This window comes from Lutimonas saemankumensis (assembly GCF_020171465.1).
In the GTDB taxonomy this organism is placed as follows: domain Bacteria; phylum Bacteroidota; class Bacteroidia; order Flavobacteriales; family Flavobacteriaceae; genus Lutimonas; species Lutimonas saemankumensis.
In genome coordinates this window covers 520000-536107 of record NZ_JAIUZR010000003.1, presented here as the reverse complement: position 1 = coordinate 536107, position 16108 = coordinate 520000, and the positions used below count along the sequence as shown (strand labels likewise).

15 protein-coding genes are annotated in these 16108 nt (G+C 38.2%); 6 read left to right on the top strand and 9 right to left on the bottom strand.

Annotated elements, in window-relative coordinates; genetic code table 11:
• Positions 1-73: 73 nt before the first annotated feature.
• Genes LCM02_RS03880 through LCM02_RS03865 form a run of 4 tightly spaced genes read right to left on the bottom strand, consistent with a single transcriptional unit; the run spans position 74 to position 4123 of the window.
• The gene (locus LCM02_RS03880; protein ID WP_224927012.1) at positions 74-1207 is read right to left on the bottom strand and encodes a glycerate kinase; all 1134 of its coding nucleotides are present in this window, start codon (positions 1205-1207) and stop codon (positions 74-76) included.
• A gap of 7 nt (positions 1208-1214) precedes the next feature.
• The gene (locus LCM02_RS03875) at positions 1215-1892 is read right to left on the bottom strand and encodes a response regulator (RefSeq protein ID WP_224927011.1); all 678 of its coding nucleotides are present in this window, start codon (positions 1890-1892) and stop codon (positions 1215-1217) included.
• Positions 1861-3924 carry a tetratricopeptide repeat-containing sensor histidine kinase gene (locus tag LCM02_RS03870; protein ID WP_224927010.1) on the bottom strand — a complete coding sequence of 688 codons (2064 nt, stop codon included), beginning with the start codon at positions 3922-3924 and terminating at the stop codon, positions 1861-1863. The genes LCM02_RS03875 and LCM02_RS03870 overlap by 32 nt, the downstream gene beginning before the upstream one ends.
• 34 nt (positions 3925-3958) lie before the next feature.
• Entirely contained in the window at positions 3959-4123 is a 165-nt protein-coding gene (locus LCM02_RS03865) for a hypothetical protein (RefSeq protein ID WP_224927009.1), read from the bottom strand.
• Positions 4124-4379: 256 nt separating this feature from the next.
• Between LCM02_RS03865 and LCM02_RS03860 the strand changes: the two genes are divergently transcribed.
• Positions 4380-5045 carry a hypothetical protein gene (locus tag LCM02_RS03860; protein WP_224927008.1) on the top strand — a complete coding sequence of 222 codons (666 nt, stop codon included), beginning with the start codon at positions 4380-4382 and terminating at the stop codon, positions 5043-5045.
• Between the two features lie 23 nt (positions 5046-5068).
• Here the strand turns inward: LCM02_RS03860 and LCM02_RS03855 are convergent, their stop codons facing one another.
• The 5 genes from LCM02_RS03855 to hypD form a co-directional block, all read right to left on the bottom strand.
• Positions 5069-6343, bottom strand: a complete 1275-nt coding sequence (locus LCM02_RS03855; RefSeq protein ID WP_224927007.1) for an NAD(P)/FAD-dependent oxidoreductase — start codon at positions 6341-6343, stop codon at positions 5069-5071.
• A gap of 17 nt (positions 6344-6360) precedes the next feature.
• Positions 6361-6639, bottom strand: a complete 279-nt coding sequence (locus LCM02_RS03850; RefSeq protein WP_224927006.1) for a TIGR03643 family protein — start codon at positions 6637-6639, stop codon at positions 6361-6363.
• A 1-nt stretch (position 6640) separates the two neighbouring features.
• On the bottom strand, positions 6641-7045 hold the full coding sequence (locus tag LCM02_RS03845; protein WP_224927005.1) for a DUF2452 domain-containing protein: 405 nt from the start codon (positions 7043-7045) through the stop codon (positions 6641-6643).
• 182 nt (positions 7046-7227) lie between these two features.
• Positions 7228-8289 (bottom strand): hydrogenase expression/formation protein HypE, encoded by a 1062-nt coding sequence (hypE, locus tag LCM02_RS03840; RefSeq protein WP_224927004.1) that lies wholly within the window; start codon positions 8287-8289, stop codon positions 7228-7230.
• A 42-nt stretch (positions 8290-8331) separates the two neighbouring features.
• Positions 8332-9468, bottom strand: a complete 1137-nt coding sequence (gene hypD / locus LCM02_RS03835) for a hydrogenase formation protein HypD (RefSeq protein WP_224927003.1) — start codon at positions 9466-9468, stop codon at positions 8332-8334.
• Positions 9469-9686: 218 nt separating this feature from the next.
• Between hypD and LCM02_RS03830 the strand changes: the two genes are divergently transcribed.
• The 5 genes from LCM02_RS03830 (at position 9687) to LCM02_RS03810 (ending at position 15924) form a co-directional block, all read left to right on the top strand.
• Entirely contained in the window at positions 9687-11354 is a 1668-nt protein-coding gene (locus LCM02_RS03830; protein ID WP_224927002.1) for a peptidase domain-containing ABC transporter, read from the top strand.
• Positions 11347-12699 (top strand): HlyD family secretion protein, encoded by a 1353-nt coding sequence (locus LCM02_RS03825; protein WP_224927001.1) that lies wholly within the window; start codon positions 11347-11349, stop codon positions 12697-12699. The genes LCM02_RS03830 and LCM02_RS03825 overlap by 8 nt, the downstream gene beginning before the upstream one ends.
• Positions 12696-14120 carry a TolC family protein gene (locus tag LCM02_RS03820; protein ID WP_224927000.1) on the top strand — a complete coding sequence of 475 codons (1425 nt, stop codon included), beginning with the start codon at positions 12696-12698 and terminating at the stop codon, positions 14118-14120. Before LCM02_RS03825 ends, LCM02_RS03820 begins: the two co-directional genes overlap by 4 nt.
• Positions 14121-14238: 118 nt before the next feature.
• On the top strand, positions 14239-14601 hold the full coding sequence (locus tag LCM02_RS03815) for a BlaI/MecI/CopY family transcriptional regulator (protein ID WP_224926999.1): 363 nt from the start codon (positions 14239-14241) through the stop codon (positions 14599-14601).
• 3 nt (positions 14602-14604) lie between these two features.
• Positions 14605-15924: an energy transducer TonB gene (locus tag LCM02_RS03810; RefSeq protein WP_224926998.1), complete on the top strand. Its 1320-nt coding sequence runs from the start codon at positions 14605-14607 to the stop codon at positions 15922-15924.
• Positions 15925-16108: the final 184 nt, after the last annotated feature.

Genomic DNA, 16108 nt, shown 5'->3' with positions numbered 1-16108 from the left:
AACCCAACAATAAGCAGGCATCATGTTAATTTTAATAAAGAGTATAGAGGGTATCGTTCGAATCACAGAACTCTCAATCCATTCGAGAAAGTTTAATGGCAAATTTTTTGGCTATTTCCCTCAAGTATTCTTTCCCGTTTTCCATGGCATCCTCATAATCCTTTGCTTCAAGAACTACCGAGGAAGAATAATGTATACCCATGGTTGCAAGGGCATCCTGGGGCAGGGTAATCTTACCGCAAAATGCCGCAACCGGAATATTCTGATTTTGAGCGGATTCCACTACACCTTTGATCGCCTTGCCTAATAAAGTTTGAAAATCGAGTTTTCCTTCTCCGGTAATAAGCCAGTCCGCCCCTTCAATACGTTTGTCAAACCCTATCATCTCTTTGACCAATTCAATTCCCGGCCTTACCTCTCCAGTAAAAAATGTCAGGACCGCGGCTCCCATACCTCCGGCTGCACCCGCCCCGTAAACATCGTGAATATCCATATTAAAAGTGTCGATAAGAACCTCATTAAAATCCCGAAGCCCCTGATCCAGTAATTCGATCTCTTCCTTGGAAGCCCCTTTCTGAGGACCGTAAACATAAGCAGCCCCATCTTCGCCGTACAAGGTACTGATCACATCACTGGCTGCATGAAAATTCACAACCTCAACTCGAGGGTCAACTTTAGAGGTATCGATCTTCTTTACTTTCGATAAATTCTTACCAACAGGCTCTACTTTCTTTCCGTTTTCATCCAAAAATTCAAAGCCCAAAGCAGCGGCCATTCCCATGCCACAATCATTGGTGGCACTTCCTCCTATTCCCAGGATTATGGTTTCAGCCCCGGCATCCATGGCACCTTTGATCAACTCACCAGTTCCATAGGTCGAGGTATGAAAGCAGTTACGCTCCTCATCCTTTAACAATCGAAGCCCTGACGCTTCGGCCATTTCAACAAATGCAATCTTAAACTCTTCATTGTAAAGAAAAGAAGCCTCAATTTTTCGAAATAACGGATCGTTGACCTCCATGGTCTTCTTCCCATGGGGAACCTGGGCCTCAACGGCAGCAAGTGTTCCGTCACCACCATCAGCCACCGGTGCTTCTACAATTTCAACATCAGGTAAGATTTCCCAAATCGCCTCTTTGACGATCCAACAAAATTCGATTCCGGTCAGTGAACCTCTGAATTTGTCTGGTGCTATTACTATTTTCATAAAAAAATCAAATAAAACCTAATTCTCTAGCCTTCATGATCAAAGCTTTATCGCCCTGATCCTCCACATCAAAAACCTGCTTTAATATCCTTTTTCTTTTTTCAATACCAGCTATAGACAAAGGTACGTATTTTGGCAAATCTTTTGTTTTGGTTCCAAGGGATAATTCATAAAGAATCTGACGATCTGTTTTATCAACATTAATTTTAGTAAACATTCTTTTTCGCATGAGTGAAGAAACTGTATCACTGTAGTAAACTCCTCCTCCCATAATCTTGTTGATGGCCTCAACCAGTTCTTTTGTATTAATATCATTTTTGATAAGAAATCCTTCCGGGTTAAGATTCTTAAAAATATTCTGGATCCTGTAATTATCGTTAAAGGTAGTGGCCACAATGATCTTGGCTTTAGGATGTTCTTTTCTGATCAATTCGCCCAGATCTTCTCCTGAAAGCATGCGGTGATCCTCAGACGGGGGCAATCTGATATCAAGAAATACCAGATCATAACCTTTGTCAGTCCAGGTGTTTTGAATTTTCTCTTTTGCACTATCGCAATCGGCGGCAGATTCGATCTTTATAGAATATTCACTTTGCTCCTCCATAACAATATTCAAGGCATCAACGTATGAATCACATATTAAAGGATGATCATCAACGATCAGAACTTTTTGATACTGCTTCATTGTAAAATGTTTTTGTTGGTATGGTTAATTTTAATGTTGTCCCTTTTTGCTTTTCAGATTCTATGCTGATTCGACCCCCAATATACTTGGCTCTGGACCGGATATTATTCAAGCCAATCCCCCTTTTCTTTTTATTGGTATCAAAACCTCTCCCGTTGTCAACAATTTTCAGTTCTATCATTCTATCTTTACGCCTTATGCTGATATCCACATTACTGCACTGAGCATGCTTAATGATGTTAAAAATTGATTCCTGGATCATTCTGTACAAGTTGATTTTAATCTGGTCCGAAACCAGGTTCCAGGCCAGGCCGTTATCAATTATTAACCGACATGAAAAATTACCGATAACTCCCTGGCTCTTTGTGAGACTCTCAAGCAAATTTGGAAAATCCTTTTTGGCAGTAAGCTCCTCGTTTTTCAAGGCATGTGATAAGTTTCTGATTTCCTTTTCAACAATTTGAAGTTCCTGGGTAAGCTTATCAAATTTTTCTCCCTCTTTCAACTTTCCCTGAATATTAAAGAATCCCAAACCTATTCGTATTGAAAAGAGTCTCGCCAGAACACCGTCATGAAGTTCCTCAGATATTCTCATTCGCTCCTCGATTCGGCCATGTTCCTCCCTGTTTTGCTGCTTGAGCATTAAATCATAGATCTCTTCATTTTGTTCCTTTTGGTTCTTTTCCAAAACCAACTGACGATTTTTAGATTTCTGCCTGTAAACAAAAAACAACAACCCAATGCTTACCAGAGAAAGGGCGCTGGAAATTGAAATCCAAACATTCTTTTCCTTTAATTCTATGTTTTGCTCAATATACTCTTCTGTTTCAAATCTGATTCTTGAAAATTTATCTCTTACCCGCCTTTCCGCAAGCATCAGACTGTCATTGAGCTTGATGTATTTATGCATGTATTCCGAGGCATTTGCAGGATCAGTTCTTGACAGTAAATTTAAACTCCCTAACAACGCTCCCGGAAGATCAAGTTCAACGGCGAGTTTATAAGAATCCATCGCATTTTGATGAGCCGCGATTGTATCATTATATTTAAGGTAATATTCGGTGAGGTGGGTTTTGCTTAAATGCACTCCTACTTTGTTGTTCAATGAATCTCTTAAAAAAAGTGCCGCATTAAAATCTGTTAAGACATTGTCTTCAATTCCATTTAAAAACTGACAATAAGCCCTATTATCAATTAATTTAATAAATAAATTAGTGCTTAATCTTTTCAAATTTTTATTCCTTAATGCCTTATCAATTACGTCTACAGCCTCATCAAATTTTCCCTGATTTCTAAAAACTAAACTAATATTATTTAGGCTACGTTCCTTTAAGATGCCAGGTCTAGAAATTGTCGGGATAAGTCTAACCGCTTTATAGTGATATTTCAATGAGGCCTCATAATTATTTAAATCATTATATAATAGCCCCAGATGATTGTAACATCGGTATAGTAATAATTTCTTATCTAAACCCTTTAGCGAATTAATTGCTTGAAAAGCAAATTTTTCACTTTCAATATAATTTTTAGTTCGCCGCAGAACATAAGCAATGTTATACTCCATTTTGGCTTTATAAAAACTATGATTATTTTGTTTAAAAATTAATCTTGCCTGATTAAAAGAAATATATGAACTATCAAGTTCTTCTTTCAAAGAAAAATAAGTTCCCATGTTCCAATAATAATCTGCGATTTTTAAAGAATCTTCAATTTTGATCGCTATTTTGAGCATTTCAATACTTGAATTTCTAAAATTTTCAATCGATTTGTTTCTTAAAAATAGATCTGATACTTTGAATAGGTACACAACTTTTAAAGAATCACTTTCAACCTCATATATCTTTTGAAATGCTTCTTTGATGATATCTACCCTCTCCAAATATGAATAATCAACTATTTTGGATCTAGCTATTAAACTATCAACGACAATGCATTCAAAACATGTAAGATCTGACTCCTTTTCTTTTTCTAAGCAACCTAATTGTAACAGCAATCCAATCGCTACAGTTATCAAGGAAATTTTTAATTTCAATTATAAAAATTCTTAAGATTATAAATACAATGGTTTAGCCGTCTTTTTCGTTATCGACATCATCTATTTCCTCCCCCGTATTTTCATTGACCAAAACTTTTTGGGCTTTTAGAGCTTCTTCGAATGATTCATCTTCAGTACAGGAAATACCGAAAAAAATGAACGAGATAATTGCAGTAAATAAGTAGATTTTATTCATTTCTTGAATTTTTTAGAAATAAAAGGTAACAAAACCATAACCCACTACAAAAATTTTTAGCAATATTCTATTTCATTAAATTCTGTATTTTCAGCAATTCTGCATAAAAAACCCTACTTGGAGTAAGGAAAATCAACTCTTAGCAAGGTATTTGTTCTTTTTGGAAAGCATTTAAAATTATCCTTACTAATAGTAAGCTTTTACCTTACCCTTGTTTCGCTCTTGTCAAGTATCTTCATACATTCATTTGTTAATCATGGAGATCAAAAGATTCAGGAATAAATACAATTTAGAACTTATACCAGCTTCTCATGAAAACATAATTCTGGGCAATCTGGTTTGGGACCCGATAATAGGAAAACCCAAATTTGAGCATCCGGGAATGTCCGAAAACATATACAATGCATTTCTGGATTCAGGAATTATTAGCAGGCGGAACTGGTTGCAGGGAATTGAGGAACTACATAAGGAAGAAATTAGAACGGCTCATCTTGCCGATAGGGTCATCAAGCTTGAAACCAACGTGATAAGCACCCTGGAACACCCATTAATTGGTGAACTTGAAAATGGTTTTGAAATAGAAAGGGTCAGTAAGTTTCACTTTGGAAATCTTCAGGTAAGAACAATGTCAAACATCAACCGCATCAGAATTGATAACTATCTCGAAATCTTAAAAGAAGACAATTGGAAAGCTTATGACGGTAAAATCAGGAGGGTTTATATGATTACTGAATTGTATTATGGAAGTATTCAGCTCATTCTGGATAAAAGGCTCAAAAACGATTTGGAAACTAAAATAAAGACAAAGGATTTGAATCTTTTGCAAAAGGTTGAGTTTGACAGGTCCATCGAATATACCTTTGACCATAATCAGGTTCCTTTTGCCATGTGCCTGGAAAAGATCAAATCTTTCAACGCCTGAACTTCAATCCTAAAAAAAGGAAACTATTGCCTGACTCCTTCGATAGACTCTATCAGGGCCAGGGCCGCTCGTTCTCCTGAAATCATTGCCGCATTCAAAGAAGGGTTCAACTGAGTATCCCCGGCCAGAAAAACAGTTGAAGTCAATCGGGTTTCTGAGGGTAACATTTCATAACGGATACCTTTCAGTTGTGGCAGTGCTTTTTGAATTGGGTAATGCTTCAAAAACCTGGCCATCTCAATTCCGCATTTCTCCTTGAGCTCGGCCTTGATTTTATCAACCAGTTCTTCAGTGGTATAATTATGATCTTTGACAATTGTAACCGATAATAACTGTGACTTTTTGCGATCCTTTGCGGAAAAGTTCGGATCCTTTGCGGAAAAGCAAGTTGGATAAAAAATATTGTTTATCAAAGCATCTTTATCAGGGATCAAACCGATTAAAGGTTTTTCGATCACGCTCTCTTTGGTCTCAAAATAAAGCGCATCGCAGGATCGCCATGGAATTTCCTGATTTTTCAAATTTTGGATCAAACCACTCGCCTCCGAAGCAACAATGGTAAACTGACTATCAATTGACTGTCCATCCTGCAATAAGATCTTACCGTCCTTCACCTTGGCAACGGGACAATGAAATCGCATCTCCGTGTTTTTCAGGTTTCGTTTCAATTGCTTTGGAATTTCTTCCATCCCTCCTTTTGGCACAGCGGCATATCCCGTTCCAAACATTTTATAAACAAATTCAAACATTCTGCTCGAGGTCTGAAGGTGAGGCTCCAGGTAGATTCCTGAAAAAAAAGGCCTGAAAAATAATTCGATCATTTGCTCTGAAAAGCCGTATTCCCTTAAATAAGTAAGCGTTGTCTTTTCAGGAGAACTGAAAATTTCCTCTAAGGTTTTCGACTTTAGGTAATTGTTAAGTTTTAGGGATTTGATCTTGTCACCAAAAGAACCTATATCTGATTTCAATGAAGAAAAAAGCAGGGAAAAATCGCGTAAGGGGTCACCAATCACGGCTTGTTTACCCTTTTTAAAAATCACGGCACCCGGAATAAACTTTTGAAGTTCAAGAGATTCCATGTCAAGGTATTTTTGAGCAGCCGGATAAGCAGTAAGAAGAACCTGAAACCCTTGATCCAAAACAAACCCTTCAACAAGATCAGATTTTACTCTTCCGCCCACTCGATCGGAGGCCTCAAGAATTATCGAACCGTAACCGTGATCCTCGAGTACCTTTGCAGCAATCAATCCGCTGATTCCTGCACCAATAATATGTATTTTGACATCCTTCTTATCCATTCGTTTACAAAAAGTGATTATCTTTTGCTTATCCTGTTTTGAGAGATTATCCGCTGCCTCGAAGATTTAAATCGATCGATTCCCGGATTTCTTTTTTTCAAATGCTTTTGACTCACCCCACTGTTTACCCGTTTCCTCCAACGTTTAAAAGTGGATTCCCTAAGGTTTGATCTCATTAATTTGATCACTTCCTTTTCAGATAATCCAAACTGAAATAAGATAGCTTCAAAAGGAGTTCTGTCTTCCCAGGCCATTTCAATGATTCGATCTAATTGTCTTAATGTCAATGAATCCATTTTAATCTATTTTTTCCCAGATTTGTTCCGCATTCAGATAAAAACTACCCATTGGACTAAAGTTGCATTCCTCCGGGGCAATTATGGATAAAAAAGTTTCTCCGTTTTCCCTTTTGTAAAGATGGTATGTCTTACCAATGATGGGCTCAAAAGAAAACCTGGATTCGTAGATCAGACGGTTGTATTCAAATTGAGTCATCATCTTCTCATATTCATTCTTCAGTTCTGAATACTTGGCCTGAACCCTGTTATTCAAATTATTGACACCTCTGTTTTTCCAGTCAGCCGTATCACTAATCGTGATCTTTGGCGCACCAACAGATGTAGAATAAGCCTTTAAAGCCGCATCATACTGTTGCTTTTCAAAATTGAAAACCACATTATCCGGAATTTTTTTCTTCTCCATTTTTCTTGATTAAGGTTATGAAAGGGTAAATATAGTATTTTGTTTAACTATAATAAAATATAGTTGAACAAAAATTCATTTTAACTTAGGAAATTTAACAAGAATACTTCGGATCAAATCTGGATTTAAGGAAAAACAAACTGGTAAGACAGGAAAATCTCAGGATAATCGCCAAACACACTTTAACAAATACGTGGTAACTGTTCCCCGGGAAGCATGCTGATGACTCTTTTGCCACCGATGGCACTCTCCATGATCACCTGGCCGGGATGATCGCTCACCACTTCTCCGATGATACGAGCATGTTTACCAAGTTCATCTTGCCGAAGCGAGGCCAGATACTGATCTGCTATTCTGTTGTCAACAAAGCTTATAAAAAGGCCCTCATTGGCCACATACAGCGGATCAAGGCCAAGTAACTCACAAGCACTTTCAACCTGTTTATCCACGGGTAAATCTTTTTGATAGATATCGATGCCCAAAGAAATGGAATCTGCGATTTCCTTCAACACAGTGGCCACTCCACCTCGAGTAGGATCAGTCAAAAGATGCAGGTCCTGACCATAAATATCAAGCATATTCATGATCACATGATTGAGATTGGCTGTATCACTTTGAATTTCCGATTCGAACTCGAGCCCTTCTCTTACGGACATAATCGCCATTCCATGAGCTGCAAGCTGGCCGCTGAGAATGATCTTATCCCCAACTTTTACATTTCTTGTATGAATGGAAGCTTTTGGATGTATGTATCCAATGCCTGTTGTATTTATAAAAATCTTATCCCCTTTTCCTTTTTCCACCACTTTTGTATCTCCTGTAACCACCTGGACACCTGCCTGTTCACAGGCCGATTTAATGGAAACCAAAATCTCCCAGAATTCGGAGACTTTCAAGCCTTCCTCAATAATAAAACCCAGTGAAAGATACTTTGGGACCGCTCCGCAAACTGCCAGGTCGTTTACCGTTCCATTCACAGCCAGTTCGCCGATATTGCCACCCGGAAAGAAAATAGGAGATACGATAAAGCTATCTGTTGAGAATGCGACTTCACCTTCAAGCTTTAAAAATGCCCCGTCATGACGTTCGTCCAGGATTTCATTGCTCAACAAATCAAAAACCCCGCTATCGAGCAGCTTATTGGTCAGAATTCCGCCACTTCCATGGCCTAAGGTTATCACGTCAAAATCCAGTTTTGGCATTGGACATTGCAGCTCTATTTTCCTGTTTTGTTTTTTCGACATTGATTCTGTTTTAATTGCCAAAATACTACTTGTATTTAAATGCTAAACTTCAACTTTATCTGAAAAATGATAATATGCCGCACAGGCCCCTTCACTGCTCACCATAGGTGCTCCCAATGGATTGGAAGGATTGCACTTCTTACCAAATTGCTCACATTCATAAGGCTTTTTGATTCCCTTCATGATCAGACCGGAAATACAATCCGGATTTTCCGCAACCTTCTCAATGGAAATTTCAAATTTGCGTATCGCATCGTATTGGGCGTATTTCTCTTTCACGACGTAACCACTATCAGGGATTTCACCAATGCCCCGCCAGAATTGATGGTCCACCTCAAAGATTTCGGAAATCATTTTCTGCGCCTCAGTGTTGCCCTCATCCTTAACAATTCTCGCATACTGATTCTCAACTTTTGCTTTGCTGTTCTCAAGCTGCTGTACAACCATCAGGATCCCCTGAACCAGATCAACAGGCTCAAATCCCGTGACCACTATAGGAACCTTATATTTTTCAGATAAAGGATGATACTCTGAAGTTCCCATGATCGTACAAACATGGCCCGCTGCCAGAAAACCGTCAATTTTACTCTCCTCATCATCAATGACAGCCTGAATAGCAGGTGGTACCAGAACATGAGATGCAAGAATAGAATAATTTTTTATGCCTTTTTTATGCGCATGTGCCACGGACAAGGCATTGGCCGGAGCCGTAGTTTCAAACCCTACTGCAAAAAACACGACTTCCTTTTCAGGATTTTGTTCAGCTATTTTCACGGCTTCAAGCGGAGAGTATAAGATCCTAACATCACCGCCTTCTGCTTTTGCCTCCAATAAACTTTTCTCAGACCCCGGAACCCTCAACATATCACCGAAAGAACAAAGGACAACATCCTTATCCAAAGCAAGATGAACTGCCTTGTCAATCAGGTTTAAAGGAGTAACACAAACAGGGCATCCCGGCCCGTGGATCATATTAATTTCATCCGGAAGCAGCTCGAGGATACCATTTTTCACCAGACTGTGTGTCTGTCCTCCGCAAACTTCCATAATAGACCAGGGTTGTGTCACTGTATCTCTTATGTCCTGCAGATATTTCTTGGTCAGTTCAGGATTTCTAAATTCACTGATATACTTCATGGTGCTTTCTAAATTTAAGTAGAAATATCCTATGTATTCCATGACAATTTACAATATATTTATACATGATAACATGTAAAATTGACACTTTTTTTATTCATACCACAAATTTTTGAATAAGAATCCCAAAAAATCATAAATTTTACATTCTTGATTATCAGATTTTTACAACATTTTTTAAACACGTTAACAATAAATTAATACTTTTGCTATTATTATTAATAGTATTACTATTATATTTGTGCGTCAAAAATTTAGAAATGGAAAAAATATTGTCCCCCTGGCAAAGACTTATTCGATTGCTTGAATTAGAGAGAAAGAGTATTTCACAAATATTCTATTATGCGATCTTCTCCGGACTCGTCGGACTTTCTTTGCCATTAGGTATACAAGCCATCATCAACCTGATCCAGGGAGCCCAGATTTCTTCTTCATGGATCGTTCTTGTATCTTTGGTCACCATAGGTGTATTATTTACAGGTGCTTTGCAGCTTATGCAAATGAGAATTATTGAATCTTTACAGCGACGAATTTTTACTCGTGCATCCTTTGAGTTGAGTTATCGGTTCCCAAAAATCAAGCTGGATGAATTGAGGAATTCCTATCCTCCGGAGCTTGCAAATCGCTTTTTTGATACCCTGTCAATACAAAAAGGGCTGGCTAAAATACTGGTGGATGTGCCTACCGCATTACTGCAGATCCTGTTTGCCCTGATCCTTCTTTCCTTCTATCATCCCTTCTTTATCATTTTTGGCATACTATTGCTCTTATTGGTCTATACGCTATTCAAGTTTACGGCAAAAAAAGGGTTGGTTACCAGCCTTGAAGAATCCAAGATCAAATACAAGGTGGCTCACTGGATCCAGGAAACGGCGCGAACGCTTATCAGTTTCAAAGTATCGGGAAGAACAAGTCTGGCATTACAAAAGAATGACCTTCTGGTCACCGAATATCTGGATGCAAGAGACAGGCACTTTAAGGTCCTTGTTCTGCAATTTATTCAGATGATTGGATTTAAGGTAATCGTTACTGCTGTGCTGCTCATCATTGGAGGGATTCTGGTACTTCAGCAGGAAATGAATATCGGACAGTTTGTTGCCGCTGAAATCATCATTCTGATCGTAATCTCCTCGGTGGAAAAACTGATTCTCGGACTGGAGCCTTTGTATGATCTTATTACTTCAACAGAAAAACTAGGCCAGGTCGTAGATAAGGAACTCGAAACACAAAAAGGTGAAAAACCTGACTTTTCATCAGAGTTTTCAATTGAGTTGACCAATTTGACTTACGCCGTAAAAGACAAAAAAAGTCCGATACTTAGCGATTTGAATTTAACACTCAATCAGAAAAGCCGAATTCTCGCTCATGGAGAAAGCGGATCCGGAAAATCCACTCTGTTAAAACTCATTTCCGGCCTGGTTGAGCCTTCAGCAGGAAACATGAATGTTAACGGTTTCTCTATTCATGGTATGAACCTGAATCACTACCGATCCAATCTGGGCATCGTATTGACCGAAGAGACTCCTTTTGAAGGTACATTGAGGGAAAACCTGACCTTTGGAAGTAATGAAATAGATGATAAAGAGATCCTTAAGGTGATCAAAGAAGTCAATCTTGTAGAGTTCCTGAAAGAACAGAACAATGGCCTTAACACCATAATCCATCCGGAAGGAAAGCAAATTCCGTCGAGCATTTCAAAAAAGATCTTACTGGCCAGAGCAATCCTCAAAAAACCGAAACTGCTCATCCTTGAAAATCTGATTGAACCTTTTAATCCGGCTGATAAGCAATACATTGTTTCCATGCTAACCGATTCCTCAAAGCCATGGGGACTTATCGTTGCTGATAAAGATCCGTTGTGGAAAAAATACTGCCACACGCACTTGACATTGCAAAATGGTCATTTTAAAAATCTGAAACATGCTTAACATATCAAATAATCCACTCAATAAATCTGTTTCCCTCGAAAAATTTACTTCGGCTCAGAAAGTAATGGAGACAGATGAACATAAAAAACTGAACCGGTTTTTATTGGCTTTGGCCATAATCACCTTGATTGCCATGTTCCTTCCCTGGACCCAGAATATTGCGGGAATAGGAAAGGTAACCACTCTGAAACCCGATCAGCGACCTCAAAGTATTCAGTCACAGCTCCCGGGGCGCGTGGAACAGTGGTACGTTAAGGAAGGAGATTTTGTTAAAAAAGGAGACACCATTTTATTCGTATCAGAAATAAAAAGTGAATACTTTGATGACCGCCTATTAGACCGTACAAAAACACAGATCGATGCGAAAAGCTCTTCGATCGATGCTTATGACAATAAAGTTCATTCTCTTGAAAATCAAATAAATGCTTTAAAAAGAGAGCGCGTTTTGAAAATTGAACAGGCCAGGAACAAATTGCAGCAGTCTCGTCTAAAAGTAAAAAGTGACAGTATTGATCTGCAGGCGGCAGTAACTCAAAAAGACATTGCTGAAAAACAATTTAACCGTACTGAAACACTTCAAAGCGAAGGACTAAAATCTATCAATGATCTTGAATTAAAACGATTAAAGCTTCAGGAGGCACAGGCCAAACTTATCTCTCAGCAAAACAAATTACTGGTCAGCAGAAATAATGTTCTTAATGCGGAACTTGATCTGTCAACCATTGATGCCTCATATATCGATAAGATTTCAAAGGTGGAAAGCGATATGTTCACTGCCCGCTCCAATCAATATGAAACAAGGGCACAGGTATCAAAACTGGAAAATTCATATTCCAATTATGAAAAAAGGAGGAACCTTCAGTTCATTACAGCTCCTCAGGATGGCTACATCAACAGGGCCATCGTTTCAGGTATTGGAGAAACCTTTAAAGAAGGTGATCGTCTGGTAACCATAATGCCGGATAACTATGAATTGGCCGTAGAAACCTTTGTAGAACCCATTGACCTGCCTTTACTTCATATTGGGGAAAAAGTCAGAGTTCAGTTTGACGGATGGCCTGCTATTGTTTTTAGCGGATGGCCGGGAATGTCTTATGGAACTTATGGGGCTCGAGTTGTAGCCATTGAGAATTTCATTCGAGACAATGGCAAATACAGAGTCCTTCTGGCACCTGATCCGGAGGATAGGGAATGGCCCAAAGCGATCAGGATAGGTTCAGGTGCGAGGACCCTGGCTCTTTTGAACGATGTACCTGTATGGTATGAAATCTGGAGAAAATTAAACGGGTTCCCTCCTAATTATTATCAACCGGCATCAACAGATAACAAATCGAATTCAAAATGAAAACTCTAGTTAAATTAACTGTAATTCTTATACTCTTCACTTCGAATCTCTGGTCACAAACACTGGATGATAAAGTGTTGAGTCTCGAGGAATATCTTGGATATGTCAAGGAGTTTCATCCTGTGATCAAACAGAACAATCTGGTTCTTGATGAAAGTCAGGCCATATTGATGAAGTCAAGGGGAGCTTTTGATCCAAAACTTGAAGTAGATTTTGACCGGAAGGAATTCAACGGATCAGAATACTACAATAAACTCAATGGGTCATTCAAGATCCCTACCTGGTATGGAATAGAACTAAAAGCAAATTACGAGCAAAATTCCGGGGTCTATTTAAACCCGGAGGCAACCGTACCGGATGACGGACTCTATAGTTTAGGTGTTTCCGTATCCCTCGCAAAAGGGCTCTTAATGAATAAAAGAATGGCCACCTTGAAAAAGGCCAAGATCTTTCAGCGACAGGCAGAAGCCGAGCAAAAAATGCTTACCAACGAAATTCTGTATGACGCCATAGTTGCCTATTTTGATTGGTTTAAGCAGTATCGGGAGTTTCAGGTACGAGAAAAATTTCTACTTAATGCCTCTTTGCGGTTCGAGAACGTAAAAAGAAATTTTGCGGCCGGTGATAAACCTGCCATTGATACCCTTGAAGCCAATATCTCAAAAAACACCAGAAAACTCGAGTATGAAAACGCGAGGATCAAATACCTTAAATCTGGCCTGGCTCTGTCCAATTTTCTTTGGCTCAAAGACAATACACCCGTCGAACTTCAGGAAGACATGCATCCGGACCTGTTTTCAATAGAGTCCATTAATTCCATTATTCCAAGCCTAAGTAATTTTATGGATAATGATTCTGCTGTAGCTGACACCTTGCCGGAAATGAACAATCATCCCAAACTTGTCTCGCTCCAGGCCAAATATGAACAACTCAACATACAGAAAAAACTGAAATTGAATAACCTTCTTCCCCAACTGGATATTCAATACAATTTCCTGAATGAAGCTGCAGAAAACAATATGGGATGGAACAGCAATAATTACAAAGCGGGGCTCAGGGCAAGTTTTCCCCTGTTTCTGAGAAAAGAAAGAGGTGATTTGAAACTGACCAAACTTAAAATACAGGACAATGAACTTGAACAAAGTACGGCAAAAGTATCCCTTCAAAATAAATGGATCAGTCTAAATCAGGAATTGATTTCTTATGAAACGCAAAATCAGATTACAGAAAACATCGTAAATGATTATACAAATCTGTTGCGTTCTGAAGAACGAAAGTTCGAATTGGGAGAAAGCTCACTTTTTCTTGTCAACACCCGTGAGTCCAAGCTTATTGAAGCAGAACTTAAAGCCATTCAGGTTCAGAATAAATTTGTTAATGTTAAGGCCACCCTATTCAGGATATTTAACGGCACTATTTGAGTTTTTTTGCCCTTCCTAAAAAAAAGATCGGGAAAATTTTAAAAAATTTCAACTAAAATCTTAGTTTAAACTAAATATTTAGTTATATTTGCTTTGTAATTCTATCAGAAAAGTGATTATGAGCAAACAACTCACTAAAGCCGAGGAGCAATTTATGCAGGTACTATGGGAGATCGAAGAAGGATCTGTCAAAGATATTATTGACAAGCTTCCTGACCCCAAACCTGCCTATAATACAGTTTCCACAATTATCAGAATTCTCGAAACAAAGAAATTTGTTTCCCATCAGCAAAAAGGACGTGGTTACATCTATTTTCCATTGATCAGGAAAACGGACTATACCAATCAAAGCCTTCATAAGCTGGTGGATGGTTATTTTGGAGGATCTTTTAAAAGTATGGTATCATTCTTTGTTAAAAAAAATGATCTTGACCTAAAAGAATTGGAAAGTATTTTAAAAGAAATGGACAAAAAGCAATAGATCATGTTAAATTATGTATTCCAGGTCATTCTGTTTCAGGCCGCCTTTTATATGGTATATGAAGTCTTTCTAAAGAAAGAAACCTTTTTCCAGTGGAACAGGTTTTATCTTATCATTACCTCCATCTTGGCCTATATAATTCCCCTGATCAGAATAGAAGGATTGACGAATCGTTTCGTCTCGGAATATGCCTATAGCCTGCCAGAAATGATCCTTGCTCCGGGAGGTTATTTAGAAGAACGTTTCAATTGGTCTGCCCTCTTTCTGAATTCTTTGAATTGGATGATCTATACAGGAGTCATCTTTACCGGAATACTTTTTCTTTTCAAGGTTTTAAAAATATACCGATTGATCAAAAGCAATGAAAAAAGAAAAAAAGATGAATATTTTATCGTACTGTTAAAAGAAGGAAACAGTGCCTTTTCCTTCTTTAATTTCATATTCATAAGCGAGATTAATCAATCCAATAAAAAAATTATAAGCCATGAACTAATTCATGTAAAACAATGGCACAGCCTAGACCTGTTAGTGTTTGAAATACAAAAGATTGTGTTTTGGTTTAATCCTTTCTCTTATATCTACCAAAAAAATATTGCAGCGATCCATGAATTCATTGCAGATTCAGGTTCGGTTTCCAAAAATGAACGAAGTACTTTTTTCAATAGTCTTTTGGCCGAGACTTTCAAAGTTGACAGACTAACATTTGTCAATTCATTTAATAATCAATCATTAATTAAAAAACGAATTATTATGTTTAATCGAGAACATTCAAAGAATTTATTGAAAATTAAGTATGTCATGCTGATCCCATTGTTATCGGCAATGCTTATGTATACTTCCTGTGAAAAAAATAAGGCTGAAACAGATGTTGTTAAAGATACTGCCACCAGTCCTGTAGCAAATTATGAAGAACAGAAGAATGCCTCTTCCCAGGAAGATGACGAGACGGTTCCTTTTGCTCAAATCGATCAGGTGCCTGTTTTTCCGGGTTGTGAAGATGCAGAAGATCAAAAAGCCTGTATGGTAAAGGGAATAACGGCTCATGTATCCTCAAATTTTGATGCTTCCCTTCTTAAAAATATAGATCATACAGATTCCGGCGAGGATGCTTCTGAAGATCTCATCGAAAAAATATACGTTCGATTCACGATCGACAAGAAAGGTAATGTCAGGGATATGCAAGCCAAAACAAAACATAAAGAGCTGGAAAAAGAAGCTATTAGAGTAGTTTCAGATCTACCCAGGTTTACACCGGGTCAGAAAAATGGCAAAAATGTAGCAGTTAAATTTACCCTGCCCATCTCACTCAAAAGAGATCTTTAAGATGACACAAATATTACGCTCAAAAGGGATTACTGCCAGTGATCCCTTAGAGGGTATCCTGCAAATGCCATAGTCTTAAAAAACAAAAACTACACATGTATACTTCAGGGATTAACTTTGTTGATCCCAATAAGGGTCCCCTAAGCACAGAAAAGCTGCATCTGGCAATGCCTTTACCTTTTTT